At 70.7% G+C, this 12,797-nt stretch carries 12 protein-coding genes; 7 read left to right on the forward strand and 5 right to left on the reverse strand.

From position 1 onward, the window contains the following. Window positions 1-341 precede the first annotated feature (341 nt). Entirely contained in the window at window positions 342-1,268 is a 927-nt protein-coding gene (locus tag ACNQOV_RS03580; protein WP_022908200.1) for a heme o synthase, read from the forward strand. Window positions 1,269-1,999: 731 nt separating this feature from the next. Here ACNQOV_RS03580 and ACNQOV_RS03585 read toward each other — a convergent pair. Next, window positions 2,000-2,974: a COX15/CtaA family protein gene (locus tag ACNQOV_RS03585; RefSeq protein ID WP_416393403.1), complete on the reverse strand. Its 975-nt coding sequence runs from the start codon at window positions 2,972-2,974 to the stop codon at window positions 2,000-2,002. Window positions 2,975-3,223: 249 nt separating this feature from the next. Here ACNQOV_RS03585 and sufB point away from each other — a divergent pair, with 249 nt between their 5' ends. The 5 genes from sufB to ACNQOV_RS03610 all read left to right on the forward strand — a co-directional run bounded on the left by sufB (window position 3,224) and on the right by ACNQOV_RS03610 (window position 7,421). Next, complete coding sequence (sufB, locus tag ACNQOV_RS03590; protein ID WP_402263078.1) at window positions 3,224-4,642, forward strand: Fe-S cluster assembly protein SufB; 1,419 nt, start codon at window positions 3,224-3,226, stop codon at window positions 4,640-4,642. Continuing rightward, complete coding sequence (gene sufD, locus ACNQOV_RS03595) at window positions 4,643-5,911, forward strand: Fe-S cluster assembly protein SufD (protein ID WP_416393404.1); 1,269 nt, start codon at window positions 4,643-4,645, stop codon at window positions 5,909-5,911. It begins immediately after the preceding gene. Further along, entirely contained in the window at window positions 5,911-6,237 is a 327-nt protein-coding gene (locus tag ACNQOV_RS03600; RefSeq protein ID WP_022906027.1) for a non-heme iron oxygenase ferredoxin subunit, read from the forward strand. The genes sufD and ACNQOV_RS03600 overlap by 1 nt, the downstream gene beginning before the upstream one ends. An 81-nt stretch (window positions 6,238-6,318) precedes the next feature. Beyond that, complete coding sequence (sufC, locus tag ACNQOV_RS03605; RefSeq protein WP_402263069.1) at window positions 6,319-7,092, forward strand: Fe-S cluster assembly ATPase SufC; 774 nt, start codon at window positions 6,319-6,321, stop codon at window positions 7,090-7,092. Next, a complete protein-coding gene (locus ACNQOV_RS03610; RefSeq protein ID WP_022906025.1) occupies window positions 7,092-7,421 on the forward strand; it encodes a metal-sulfur cluster assembly factor in 330 nt (109 codons plus the stop codon). Before sufC ends, ACNQOV_RS03610 begins: the two co-directional genes overlap by 1 nt. A gap of 303 nt (window positions 7,422-7,724) precedes the next feature. On the opposite strand, the gene ACNQOV_RS03615 is transcribed toward ACNQOV_RS03610, so the two are convergent. Further along, window positions 7,725-8,324 carry a biotin transporter BioY gene (locus ACNQOV_RS03615; protein WP_416393405.1) on the reverse strand — a complete coding sequence of 200 codons (600 nt, stop codon included), beginning with the start codon at window positions 8,322-8,324 and terminating at the stop codon, window positions 7,725-7,727. 115 nt (window positions 8,325-8,439) lie between these two features. Here ACNQOV_RS03615 and ACNQOV_RS03620 point away from each other — a divergent pair, with 115 nt between their 5' ends. After that, window positions 8,440-10,038 (forward strand): ABC-F family ATP-binding cassette domain-containing protein, encoded by a 1,599-nt coding sequence (locus ACNQOV_RS03620; RefSeq protein ID WP_031261586.1) that lies wholly within the window; start codon window positions 8,440-8,442, stop codon window positions 10,036-10,038. A 989-nt stretch (window positions 10,039-11,027) separates the two neighbouring features. Here ACNQOV_RS03620 and ACNQOV_RS03625 read toward each other — a convergent pair. The 3 genes from ACNQOV_RS03625 to ACNQOV_RS03635 are packed head-to-tail and all read right to left on the reverse strand — an operon-like array spanning window position 11,028 to window position 12,732. Then, complete coding sequence (locus ACNQOV_RS03625; RefSeq protein WP_416393406.1) at window positions 11,028-12,008, reverse strand: SURF1 family protein; 981 nt, start codon at window positions 12,006-12,008, stop codon at window positions 11,028-11,030. After that, window positions 12,005-12,313 carry a hypothetical protein gene (locus ACNQOV_RS03630; RefSeq protein ID WP_416393407.1) on the reverse strand — a complete coding sequence of 103 codons (309 nt, stop codon included), beginning with the start codon at window positions 12,311-12,313 and terminating at the stop codon, window positions 12,005-12,007. Before ACNQOV_RS03630 ends, ACNQOV_RS03625 begins: the two co-directional genes overlap by 4 nt. Then, window positions 12,313-12,732: a DUF3099 domain-containing protein gene (locus tag ACNQOV_RS03635; protein ID WP_022905876.1), complete on the reverse strand. Its 420-nt coding sequence runs from the start codon at window positions 12,730-12,732 to the stop codon at window positions 12,313-12,315. The genes ACNQOV_RS03630 and ACNQOV_RS03635 overlap by 1 nt, the downstream gene beginning before the upstream one ends. Window positions 12,733-12,797 lie beyond the last annotated feature (65 nt).

Raw genomic sequence — 12,797 nt, forward strand, 5'->3', positions numbered from 1 at the left:
AGGTCGCCGTCTCGCGGCGGCCGACCGGCTCTTCGCGGCCGACGTCATCGGGGCACGCACTGCGGGAGGGCGTCTCCAGCATAGTGACCATGCACTCAGAAGGGGTTCAGGTGACGCCGGTTGTTCACTCGTCGCCACGGGGACCCGCCGTCGGCCGGGCGTGTCGGTGGGCGACTTCGGTCCGGATGGCGGGGCGGGGCATCGTCGCAGCGCCTCGATCACGTAAACTGTCGGAGACCCGTGAGCATTCCGGGCCGACGCACGCCCCGACGACGACGGAGCCGTCCACCGAGCGTGCGAGCTGACGCGAACAGACTGAGGTTCCCTTGCCGACTGCCACCGTGACCCGGCCCGACACCGATCGACCCCGCTCGACGCTGTCCCGCAAGGTGCGCGCGTACGTCTCGCTGACGAAGCCGCGGGTCATGGAGCTGCTGCTCGTCACGACGGCACCGACGATGTTCCTCGCCGCGCGCGGGGTGCCGGACCTGTGGCTCGTGTTCTGGACGATGCTCGGTGGTGCCATGTCCGCCGGGTCCGCCTCGGCCTTCAACTGCTACATCGACCGCGACATCGACCGCCTCATGAAGCGGACGAGCACCCGCCCGCTCGTCACCGGTGAGCTCTCCGACCGCGAGGCCCTCGTGTTCTCGTGGGTGCTCGGCATCCTGTCGACGGCCGTCCTCGGCTTCCTGGTGAACTGGCTCGCCGCTGCGCTGAGCGTCATCGCGATCCTCATCTACGTGTTCCTCTACACGCTGTGGCTCAAGCGCCGCACGCCGCAGAACATCGTGTGGGGCGGCTCGGCCGGCTGCATGCCGGTGCTGATCGGCTGGGCGGGCGTCACCGGGTCGCTGAGCTGGGCGCCGGTCATCCTCTTCATGGTGATCTTCCTCTGGACGCCGCCGCACTACTGGCCGTTGTCGATGAAGTACCGCGACGACTACGACGCCGCCGACGTGCCGATGCTCGCCGTGGTCCGCGGGCGCACCGTCGTCGGGCTGCAGGTCGTCCTGTACGCGTGGGCGACGCTCGTCTGCTCGCTGCTGCTCGTCCCCGTGGCGCACATGGGACCGCTCTACACGGTCGTCGCGTTGGCCGGTGGCATCTGGTTCGTCGTCGAGTCGCACCGGCTGTACTCGCGGGCGATCCAGCACGTCGAGCACGTGCAGCCGATGCGGGTCTTCCACAGCTCGATCACGTACCTGACGCTGCTCTTCATCGCGGTGGGCATCGACCCGCTGCTCCCGCAGGTCTTCACCTTCTAGCCCGGGGCTGGCGGGGCGGGGCCGGGGCCGGACCCGGGGCGGGCGGGGGCCGGTCGCGCAGGCTCGGTCGCGCTAGCGCCGCTGCGGGTGCGCGCGCGGTGGTGTCGTCGTGCGGCCGACGTGGAGCGACGAGACCGCTGTCGTGCGACGTCGACGTTGTCGCTCGTTGCGCGCGCGCGGTGGTGTCGTCGTGCAGCCGACGTGGAGCGACAAGGCCGCTGTCGTACGACGTCGACGTTGTCGCTCGTTGCGCTCGCGCGGCGGTGTCGTCGTGCGGCCGACGTGGAGCGACAAGGCCGCTGTCGTACGACGTCGACGTTGTCGCTTCTTGCGTGCGCGCGCGGTGGTGTCGTCGTGCGGCCGACGTGGAGCGACGAGGTCGCTGTCGTACGACGTCGACGTTGTCGCTCGTTGCGTGCGTGCGCGGGCGGTGGTGTCGTCGTGCGGCCGACGTGGAGCGACAAGGTCGCTGTCGTACGACGTCGACGATGTCGCCCCGACTCGCCCCTGGCCGAGTCCGGCCCGGCAGGGCGCACGCCGCGACGTGCGGTGGTCGACGCGACCCACCGACGGCCGGGAGGCGCGGTGGGGCCCGCACCGCGCCTCCAGGCCGTCACGGGGTGACGATGACCGCACCGTGCTGCCCTGATCGGATGCGTGCGCAACGAACGACGCCCCACGAGTCGATCCGACTCGTGGGGCGTCATTGACCGCGTGCGGTGCGCTGCGCGTCAGCCCGCGAGCGGCTCGCGGACGGCCTGGCGACCGGCGGTGCCGCGCGTCGAGAGCGTGACGACGGTCATCGCGCCGACCAGCAGCCCCGCGAGGACCATGTGCGTCCCGACCAGGCCGACCGGCAGGCCCGTGCGCGCCTGGGTGAGCCCCACGGCGATCTGGACGAACTCGACGACGAGGAGCAGCAGCGCCCACTTGCTGGACAGGCGCAGGCGGACCGCACCGACGACGAGTACGAGCGTCAGCGCGAACAGGACGTAGGCGGGCACCGCGTGCAGGTGCTCCATCACGGCCGGGTCGAAGCCCGTACGGTGCAGCCGGCCGCCGTCGACGGCCTCGTCCGCTCCGGCGTGCGGGCCGCTGCCCGTGGTGAGGATTCCGACGAGCACCGTGACGACGACGGCCGCGATCGTGCCGCGGACGACGCCCGTGTACCAGCCGGGGACGAGTCGCTCGCCGGTGCGCGGGCCCCGCATCGCGCGGTAGACCAGTGCGGCGGTGACGGAGGTGAGCGCGGCCGAGACCACGAAGTGCAGTCCGACGACGAAGGGGTTGAGGTTCGTCCAGACGCTCATGCCGCCGATCACGGCCTGCACCGGGATCGCTGCGCCCTGGGCGAACGCGAGCCAGAACAGCTCGGGGCGGGTGCGGCGCATCCGGACGACGAGCAGGAACATCGCGATGGCGACGATGACGAGCACGAAGGTCAGCAGTCGGTTGCCGAACTCGATGACGCCGTGCACGCCCATCTCGGGCGTCGAGACGAGCGAGTCCGCCGTGCACTTCGGCCAGGTCGGGCAGCCGAGGCCGGACGCGGTGAGGCGCACGAGACCGCCGGTGCCGATCAGGATCACCTCGACGACGAACGACGCCCAGGCGAGGACGACGACGCGCTGGTCGACGACACGGGGGAGCGACCACCACCGCGCATCGCGGACGTCCTGGTCGGCGGGGGATGCGACGCGAGTCACGAGCGTGGTGCCTTCCTGTTGTTCCGTGCAGTGAACCTGTAGGATTCGAGGGTTCAGCAGCAGTCAAGTCTAGGCAGGCGCCGGCTCCGAAAGGTCCGAGATCGCCGCTCACGTCCAGGACTGCGTGGAACCATCGACGTTGCGAGGGAGCAACACCGTGGCCGCCTGTCGGCGGTCTGCGGTGGAATGGCGTCCAGACGCCACGGGTTGACACCCAGAACGCTGCCGCGAGAAGGAAACGAGGAGACCATGTCCGACGTGCTCATCGACCGTCCCGAGCTCGAAGGGCTCGGCCAATACGAGTTCGGCTGGTCCGACTCCGACTCGGCCGGCGCCTCCGCGCGCCGCGGCATCTCCGAGGAGGTCGTGACCGACATCTCGAACCTCAAGGGCGAGCCCGAGTGGATGCTCAAGAACCGCCTCAAGGGCCTGCAGCTGTTCGGTCGCAAGCCGATGCCGACGTGGGGTGCCGACCTGACCGGCATCGACTTCGACAACATCAAGTACTTCGTGCGCTCCACCGAGAAGCAGGCGCAGTCGTGGGAGGACCTCCCCGAGGACATCCGCGCCACGTACGAGAAGCTCGGCATCCCCGAGGCCGAGCGCCAGCGCCTCGTCGCCGGCGTCGCCGCGCAGTACGAGTCCGAGGTCGTCTACCACCAGATCCGTGAGGACCTCGAGCAGCAGGGTGTCATCTTCATGGACACCGACACCGCGCTCCGCGAGCACCCCGAGATCTTCGAGGAGTACTTCGGCACCGTGATCCCGGCCGGCGACAACAAGTTCGCCGCGCTGAACACGGCCGTGTGGTCGGGCGGCTCGTTCGTCTACGTCCCGAAGGGCGTGCACGTCGAGATCCCGCTGCAGGCGTACTTCCGCATCAACACCGAGAACATGGGGCAGTTCGAGCGGACGCTGATCATCGCGGACGAGGACTCCTACGTCCACTACATCGAGGGCTGCACGGCGCCGATCTACAAGTCGGACTCCCTGCACTCGGCCGTCGTCGAGATCATCGTGAAGAAGAACGCCCGCGTGCGCTACACGACGATCCAGAACTGGTCGAACAACGTCTACAACCTCGTGACCAAGCGTGCGATCGCCCACGAGGGCGCCACGATGGAGTGGATCGACGGCAACATCGGCTCCAAGGTGACGATGAAGTACCCGTCGATCTACCTCGCGGGCGAGCACGCCAAGGGCGAGACCCTGTCGGTCGCCTTCGCCGGTCCCGGTCAGCACCAGGACGCCGGCGCGAAGATGATCCACATGGCGCCGTACACGACGTCCTCGATCGTGTCGAAGTCGATCGCCCGCGGCGGCGGTCGTGCCGGGTACCGCGGCGAGGTCCGGGTCGACCCGAACGCGCACCACGCGGCGAACACCGTCCGGTGCGACGCGCTGCTCGTCGACACGATCAGCCGGTCGGACACCTACCCGGCGATCGACATCCGCGTCGACGACGTCCAGCTCGGCCACGAGGCCACCGTCTCCCGCGTGAGCGAGGAGCAGCTGTTCTACCTCATGTCGCGCGGCATGCCCGAGGACGAGGCGATGGCGATGATCGTCCGCGGCTTCATCGAGCCGATCGCCCGCGAGCTCCCGATGGAGTACGCACTCGAACTCAACAAGCTCATCGAGATGAGCATGGAAGGATCCGTCGGCTAGATGTCCAGCACCACCCCTCCCCACATCGACCAGCCGATCGAGCCGTCCGCGGCCGCCCAGGCTCCGGCCCAGCACGGCGCCGGCGCGCACACCGACGGCGGCTGGGACGCCCCGGACGCCAAGGTCCCCGTCCAGACCCGTTCGGAGCGCCCGCAGTCCGGCGACATCGACGCGTTCCCGACCGTCACCGGGCGTGAGGTGAACTGGAAGTTCGCACCCCTCACGAAGCTCCAGCCGCTGCTCGACGGCGGGCTCGACGGCTCCGCGTACCCGTTCCTCGCCCGCCAGTCCGACGGTGCCGACGTCGAGTGGGTCCGCAGCGACGACCCGCGTGTCGGCACGGCCGGCCTGCCCGAGGACCGCGCCGCGGCCGCAGCATGGACCGCGCGTGACGCCGTGCTCGCCGTCACGGTCACGGCGACCGAGGCGCACGAGTTCATCACGATCACCCGCTCGGACTTCGGCACGCAGCCCCGCGCGGCGCACACGGTCATCACGGCCGAGGCGCACGCACAGGGCATCGTCGTGCTCGACAACCGCGGTTCGGCACTCCTCAGCGAGAACGTCGAGATCGTCGCCCGCGACGGCGCGCGCCTGACCGTCGTCACCCTGCAGGACTGGGACGACGACGCCGTGCACGTGTCGACCCACTTCGCCGAGGTCGGCCGTGACGCCTTCCTCAAGCACGTCGTGGTGTCGCTCGGCGGCGCGGTCGTCCGCGTGAACCCGTCGACGCACCTCGGGGCGCAGGGCGCCGACACCGAGATGTACGGCGTCTACTTCGCCGACGCCGGCCAGTACATCGAGCAGCAGGTCTACGTGAACCACGACGCGCCCAACACGCGCGGTCGGGTCAACTACAAGGGCGCGCTGCAGGGCCAGGGCGCCCACACGGTGTGGATCGGCGACGTGCTCATCGGCCGTGCCGGTGACGGCACGGACTCGTACGAGCAGAACCGCAACCTCGTCCTCACCGACGGAACGCGCGCGGACAGCATCCCGAACCTCGAGATCGAGACGGGCAACATCGAGGGTGCCGGCCACGCGAGTGCGACCGGCCGCTTCGACGACGAGCAGCTGTTCTACCTGCAGTCCCGCGGGATCCCCGAGGAAGAGGCGCGTCGTCTCGTCGTGCTCGGCTTCCTCGTCGAGGTCATCCAGAAGATCGGCGCGCCCGAGCTCGAGGAACGCCTCATCGCCGCCGTCGAGCAGGAGCTCGCCGAGGGCCGCTCGGTCATCGCCGACGCGGCACCGGAGGCGTCCGCCTGATGTCGACGAAGGTCTGCTCCGAGGCGGACATCCAGGTGGACAGCCCGATGCGTGCCGTGGTCGACGGCACCGCGGTCGCCATCGTGAAGGACTCCGCCGGCACCGTGCACGCGATCGGCGACACCTGCACGCACGGGGACATCTCCCTGGCCGAGGGGTTCGTCGAGGGCGACACGCTCGAGTGCTGGGCCCACGGGTCCCGGTTCTCGCTGGCCACCGGCAAGCCGCAGAACTTCCCCGCCTACGAGCCCGTCCCGGTCTTCCGGGTCGAGGTCCGCGACGGCGACGTCTACGTCGACGTGCACGACCCCGTCCCGGTCGACTGAGCCGCTCCCGTCCCGGCCGACCCCGGCCCCACACACGTCCCGCGGCTGACGCCGCGCACCAGCTGCAACCGAAGGAACGCAATGTCCACTCTCGAAATCCGCGACCTCCAGGTCTCGATCGACACCGATCAGGGCACCAAGGAGATCCTGAAGGGCGTCGACCTCACCATCAACGAGGGCGAGATCCACGCGATTATGGGGCCGAACGGCTCCGGCAAGTCCACCCTCGCCTACACGATCGCCGGCCACCCGCGGTACAACGTCGTCGGCGGCTCCATCACGCTCGACGGCGAGGACGTCCTCGCGATGAGCGTTGACGAGCGTGCCCGCGCCGGCATGTTCCTCGCGATGCAGTACCCGGTCGAGATCCCGGGCGTCACGGTGTCGAACTTCCTCCGCACCGCGAAGACCGCGATCGACGGCGAGGCCCCCGCGCTCCGCAGCTGGGTCAAGGACCTCCGCCAGTCGATGGCCGACCTCAAGATGGACTCGGCCTTCGCCGAGCGCAACGTCAACGAAGGCTTCTCCGGTGGCGAGAAGAAGCGCCACGAGATCATGCAGCTCGAGCTCCTCAAGCCGAAGTTCGCCGTCCTCGACGAGACCGATTCCGGGCTCGACGTCGACGCGCTGAAGATCGTGTCCGAGGGCGTCAACCGCGCCAAGGCCGCGACCGGCCTCGGCGTGCTGCTCATCACGCACTACACGCGGATCCTCCGCTACATCAAGCCGGACTTCGTGCACGTGTTCGTCGCGGGCAAGGTCGCCGAGCAGGGTGGCCCGGAGCTCGCCGAGCGCCTCGAGAACGAGGGCTACGACCGCTACGTGCAGGCCGCGGCCGCCGAGGCGCAGGCCTGATGATCACCGCACTCGCACCGGAGAAGTTCGACGAGGTCGTCGAGGGCCTGAAGGAGGTCCAGGACCCGGAACTCGGCGTGAACATCGTCGACCTCGGGCTCATCTACGACCTCGCCTGGGACGACGAGGCGACCGCGCTCGTCATCAGCATGACGCTGACGAGTGCGGGCTGCCCGCTGACGGACGTCATCGAGGGCGACACGGCGAACGCGCTGGACGGCATCGTCGACGCGTTCCGGATCAACTGGGTCTGGATGCCGCCGTGGGGTCCGGAGCGGATCACCGACGACGGGCGAGAGATGATGCGCGCGCTCGGGTTCTCGATCTAGTCGCGACCCCCTGACGGGCGGGGGGGGGGGGGGCGGGGGGCCCCCCCGCCTCCCGTCCGTCTGTGGCCGGGTCCCGGGCGCGCCCCGAGCGGGCGAAGTACGTCACGCTCGGCGCTGTGGAGCGGCCGGTTCCGCCCGCTCGGCGCGCGGCGCGCGGCGTGTCCTGCCCGCTCGGCGGGCGGCGGACGGCGTGGTCTGCCGATCCGCGCGGGCGGCCGACGGCGTGTCCTGCCCGCTCGCACGCACCCCGCGGACGTCGAAGGGCCCCACACCGGACGGTGCGGGGCCCTTCGAGCAGCGGATTCAGCGGCGGCCGACCAGCTTCCACGCCAGCGGCAGGACGCCGGCGGCGATGAGGGCCTTGGCGATGCCGCCGACGATGAACGGGTACAGGCCGGCGGCGAGCACCGACTGCAGGTCGTTCGGCGCGCCGAGCTGACCCAGGACGACCGCGAGCCAGGGCAGGCCCGTCACGAAGGGGATCGCGCTCGCGAGGGTGAAGGCGACCGCAGCACGGCCGACCTTGCGGTCCCACTGGTGCTCGGCGAGGCGTCCGACGACGGCCGCGGCGATGACGAAGCCGATGACGTAGCCGAAGCTCGGCGTCGCGAGGGCCGCGAGACCGCCCGTGTGCTCGGCGAAGATCGGTGCGCCGGCGAGTCCCGCCACCGCGTACAGCAGCAGCGAGAGGAAGCCGCGGCGCGCGCCGAGGGTCGCCCCGACGAGCACGACGGCCAGGGTCTGGCCCGTGATCGGCACCGGCCACATGGGCACCTGGAGCTGCGCCATGCCGGCGGTGAACAGGGCACCCCCGGCGATCAGGGCGACATCGGTGGCCAGACCGTGGGTGCGCAGACGGTCGGCGAGGACTGTGCGGCGAGCGAACCCGGTGGCGTTCGTCATGGATTCTCCTAGAATGGACTGCTGGTCCCGTTCGGGACCATCGGTCCCGTCAGCGTAGCGGTGCACCTCCCGCACACACCGTTGTGCACATCCACCAACTGATTGGACGTCTGCTGTGCTTGCCGTGCACGACCTCGAGATCCGCGTCGGGGCTCGCCTCCTGATGGAGAACGTGTCCTTCCGCGTCGAGAAGGGGGACAAGATCGGCCTCGTCGGCCGGAACGGCGCGGGGAAGACCACCATGACCAAGGCCCTGGCGGGGGAGACCCAGCCCACCGGGGGCAAGATCGACCGCTCCGGCGAGATCGGCTACCTGCCGCAAGACCCCCGCTCCGGCAACCCGGAGGACACCGCCCGCAAGCGCATCCTCGACGCCCGCGGGCTCGGCGAGCTCGTCGAGGGCATCCGCCAGGCCACGCTCGACATGGCCAGCACGGACACCGCCGTCGCCGAGAAGGCGATGCGTCGGTACAGCCGGCTCGACGACCAGTTCAACGCGCTCGGTGGCTACGCGGCCGAGGCCGAGGCAGCGTCCATCGCCTCGAACCTGAAGCTGCCGGACCGCATCCTCGACCAGCAGCTGAAGACGCTGTCGGGCGGTCAGCGTCGCCGCATCGAGTTGGCCCGGATCCTGTTCTCGGACGCCGAGACGATGATCCTCGACGAGCCGACGAACCACCTCGACGCCGACTCGATCATCTGGCTGCGCGAGCACCTGAAGACCTACCCCGGCGGCGTCATCGTCATCTCCCACGACGTCGAACTCGTCGACGAGGTCGTCAACCGCGTCTTCTACCTCGACGCCAACCGCCAGTCGATCGACGTCTACAACATGGGGTGGAAGCTGTACCAGCGCCAGCGTGCCGCCGACGAGGAGCGCCGCCGCAAGGAGCGCGCGAACGCAGAGAAGAAGGCCGCGACCCTCAAGGACCAGGCCGCCCGCTTCGGCGCGAAGGCCACGAAGGCCGCCGCGGCGCACCAGATGGTCGCGCGTGCCGAGAAGCTCCTCGCCGGACTCGAGGACGAGCGCGCCGTCGACCGCGTCGCGAAGCTGCGGTTCCCCACGCCGACCCCGTGCGGCCGCACCCCGCTCATGGCCGAGGGGCTGTCGAAGTCCTACGGCTCGCTCGAGATCTTCGCGGGCGTGGACCTCGCCATCGACCGGGGCTCGCGCGTCGTCATCCTCGGCTTCAACGGTGCCGGCAAGACGACGCTGCTGCGGATCCTCGCGGGCGCGGACCAGCCCGACACCGGCGAGATCCTCCCGGGGCACGGTCTCCGGATCGGCTACTACGCCCAGGAACACGAGAACATCGACGTCAACCGCACCGTCATCGAGAACATGGTGTCGGCGTCGAACGACCTCAACGAGACCGAGGCGCGGCGGGTGCTCGGCTCCTTCCTGTTCACCGGCGACGACGGCTACAAGAAGGCCGGCGTCCTCTCCGGCGGCGAGAAGACGCGGTTGTCGCTCGCGATGATCGTCGTCTCGGGCGCGAACGTGCTGCTGCTCGACGAGCCGACGAACAACCTCGACCCGGCATCCCGCGAAGAGATCCTCGGCGCCCTCGCCGGCTACGAGGGTGCCGTGGTGCTCGTGTCGCACGACGCCGGCGCGGTCGAGGCGCTCAACCCGGAGCGCGTCCTGCTGCTGCCGGACGGCACCGAGGACCACTGGAACAAGGACTACGCGGAGCTCATCGAGCTCGCGTAGCGGGCGCGCGCGGTGCGCGCGCGGTGCGGGCGCGGGTGGGCGCTCGCGCGAGCACGGTGCGGCGTTTGCCACCTGGTGCGGCGTGGACCGCTCGGTGCGAGGTTGTAGCGCGGCACGGAGCGCGGAAGCTCGCACGGGGGACGGACCGCGCACGGTGCGGTCTGGAGGCGCGGGGCGGGTTGGCGCCGCGCCTCCCGTCCGCCGGGTGCGGCGTTTCTTGTGAGCTGCGGCAGTCCTCGCACGGTGCGGATCTCGCCGTCTGGTGCGGCATTGGCCGCTGGGTGCGCGCTTTCAGCGCGGCACGGAGCGCGGAAGCTTGCACGGGGTGACGGACCGCGCTCGGTGCGGTCTGGAGGCGCGGGGCGGGCTGGCACCGCGCCTCCCGTCCGCCGGATGTGGCGCTTCTTGCGCTGCAGCCGTCGGCGCGGTGCGGGATTGGCCGTCTGGTGCGGCGTCGACCGCTGGGTGCGCCCTTGTAGCGCGGCACGGAGCGCGGAAGCGCGCACGGGGTGACGGACCGCGCTCGGTGCGGTCTGGAGGCGCGGGGCGGGCTGACACCGCGCCTCCCGTCCGCAGGGTGCGGCGCTTCTCGCGAGCTGCGGCAGTCCTCGCACGGTGCGGGACTCGCCGTCTGGTGCGGCGTCGACCGCTCGGTGCGAGGTTGTAGCGCGGCACGGTGCGGGCAAGCTCGCACGGGGCGACGGGGCGCGCACGGTGCGGTCTGCAGGCGCGGGGCGGGTTGGCACCGCGCCTCCCGTCCGCCGGGTGCGGCGCTTCTCGCGAGCTGCGGCAGTCCTCGCACGGTGCGGGACTCGCCGTGTGGTGCGGCGTTGGCCGCTGGGTGCGCGCTTTCAGCGCGGCACGGAGCGGGCAAGCTTGCACGGGGTGACGGAGCGCGCACGGTGCGCCGGCGCCGCCGACGCCGCCGAGCAGCCGACCCCGGCGAGCAGCCGAGACGCGGCGCGCAACGCGCACCGCCCGCCGGGGCGTCAGCGGCCGGCGTTGAGCAGCTCGTCCTCGATCTGGGCGTCCGACTTCGGCTTCGCGTCCTTGCGGCGCTGCCGCTCGAGGGCGCGCTCGCGCTCCTCGGGGTCGTCCTGGTTGAGGTTCCGGAACTCCTGCACCATCAGGTAGGCGAGGAACCCGAACCCTCCCGCGGCGAACATGAACCACTGGATGAAGTAGCTGAGGTGCAGGCCGGTGTCGGCGGTCGGACGCTCCCAGCCGAGCGGGCGCGCCTGGGTCGGAGCGGGGGACTCGGAGGCGAGCTGCCCGTACGCGCCCGTGTAGATCGGCGTGTCGACCTTCTTGTCGACGTCCGACAGCGTCACCGACTGCACCTGGTCGGTGTGCGCCGGGTCGGTGCGGCCGGGGATGCGCGGCTCGCTCTGCTGCAGGCGGACTATCGCGGTCACCTCGCCGGACGGGGGAGCGGGGACGTGGTCGGGGGCGTCCTGCGCGTTGCCGGTGGGGACCCAGCCGCGGTCGACGATGAAGGCCCGGCCGTCGGCGGTGACCAGGGGCGTGAGGACCTCGAAGCCGGGCTGTCCGTTGTGCACGCGGTTTCGGACGAGGAGCTGGTCGGCGGTGTCGTAGCGGCCGGTCACGCTGACCCGGAGCCAGGTCTTCGCGTCGTCCCAGCTGGACGCCGTCGGGAGGGCTTCGTCGAGGGGCACCGGGGTGTGCTCGTAGTTCTGCGCGACCTGCTCGTTCTGGCGCACGGCCTCGTTCCGGCGGTCCCACTGCCACATGCCGAACAGGGTGCACACGATCGCGAACGCCACGGCGATGGCGAAGTAGCCGAGCCACCGTCTGCTGCGGACGAACCGCCAGCCGACGAACGGTTCGTCGGGGTCACGTTCGGCGACGGCGCTCCCGCTGCCGCGCTCGGGCGAGGCTGCCGCGGCGCGCTCGAGCTTCTGCGCGTGCCGTCGGCCGTACCGGGAAGTCGGGTCGAACTGCTGGCTCACCGACGGTCACCGGCTGCGCGTGCACCGACGTCGTTCTTCGGGGCGTCGGCCGGATCGCGTTCGTCGTCGAGTCGGTCCACGTCCTCGTGCATGTCCGTGACCCGGACCGGGAAGGAACGGGACCGCAGGTAGTCGGCGAGGAAGTCCCGGTGCTCGTCACACGCCGCCCAGATCTTCACGCGGTCGATGGCGTGGATCCGGGGGTTCCGCCAGTTCACGCGCCAGGCGGCGGTGGACACGCAGCCGGCGCGCGAGCACACGGGGGTCGAGCCGGGTTCGGTGACGAGGTCGAACGTCGCCCCCATCAGCGCCGTCCCCAGACACGGGAACGGTCGCCGCTCCGCTGCCACTCGGCCTGCGCGTCCTGCGCCTGCTCGCGCAGTCGGTCCTGCTCGGCACGGTACGCCTCGGCCCGGGCGTCCTCCTGCTGTTCGCGGAGTCGGGGGTCCACGGCGTCGTACAGCTGGATCGCACCGGCCGGCGTCACGATGTCGCTCTCGGCGCGGCTGCCGGCGTTCGCGATGATGACGGCGACCCACGGGATCACACCGGCGAGCACGATCGGGATGACCGCGAGCCACGTGTGCCAGATCGACCAGACGACGACCGCTCCGATGAAGAAGACCACGCGGAGGGCCATCTGCCAGACGTACCGGGACAGGCGATGTGCACGGTCCTGCTCCGGAGAGTCCGGGAGGGTGGTGATGCTGTGCGTCGTCTTCATCCGATGTTCTTTCCTCTGCCCGAGAGCAAGCCTAACTCCGTGGGGGCCGAACCGGTTCCGCCGCG

It is taken from the genome of Curtobacterium sp. LFS084, from assembly GCF_047977705.1.
GTDB lineage: Bacteria > Actinomycetota > Actinomycetes > Actinomycetales > Microbacteriaceae > Curtobacterium.

Excerpts from the sequence above, each read along its gene's own strand:
- sufB (WP_402263078.1), top strand. The coding sequence starts at position 3,224 with ATGTCCGACGTGCTCATCGACCGTCCCGAGCTCGAAGGGCTCGGCCAA.
- sufD (WP_416393404.1), top strand. The coding sequence starts at position 4,643 with ATGTCCAGCACCACCCCTCCCCACATCGACCAGCCGATCGAGCCGTCC.
- ACNQOV_RS03600 (WP_022906027.1), top strand. The coding sequence starts at position 5,911 with ATGTCGACGAAGGTCTGCTCCGAGGCGGACATCCAGGTGGACAGCCCG.
- sufC (WP_402263069.1), top strand. The coding sequence starts at position 6,319 with ATGTCCACTCTCGAAATCCGCGACCTCCAGGTCTCGATCGACACCGAT.
- ACNQOV_RS03610 (WP_022906025.1), top strand. The coding sequence starts at position 7,092 with ATGATCACCGCACTCGCACCGGAGAAGTTCGACGAGGTCGTCGAGGGC.
- ACNQOV_RS03615 (WP_416393405.1), bottom strand. The coding sequence starts at position 8,324 with ATGACGAACGCCACCGGGTTCGCTCGCCGCACAGTCCTCGCCGACCGT.
- ACNQOV_RS03630 (WP_416393407.1), bottom strand. The coding sequence starts at position 12,313 with ATGGGGGCGACGTTCGACCTCGTCACCGAACCCGGCTCGACCCCCGTG.
- ACNQOV_RS03635 (WP_022905876.1), bottom strand. The coding sequence starts at position 12,732 with ATGAAGACGACGCACAGCATCACCACCCTCCCGGACTCTCCGGAGCAG.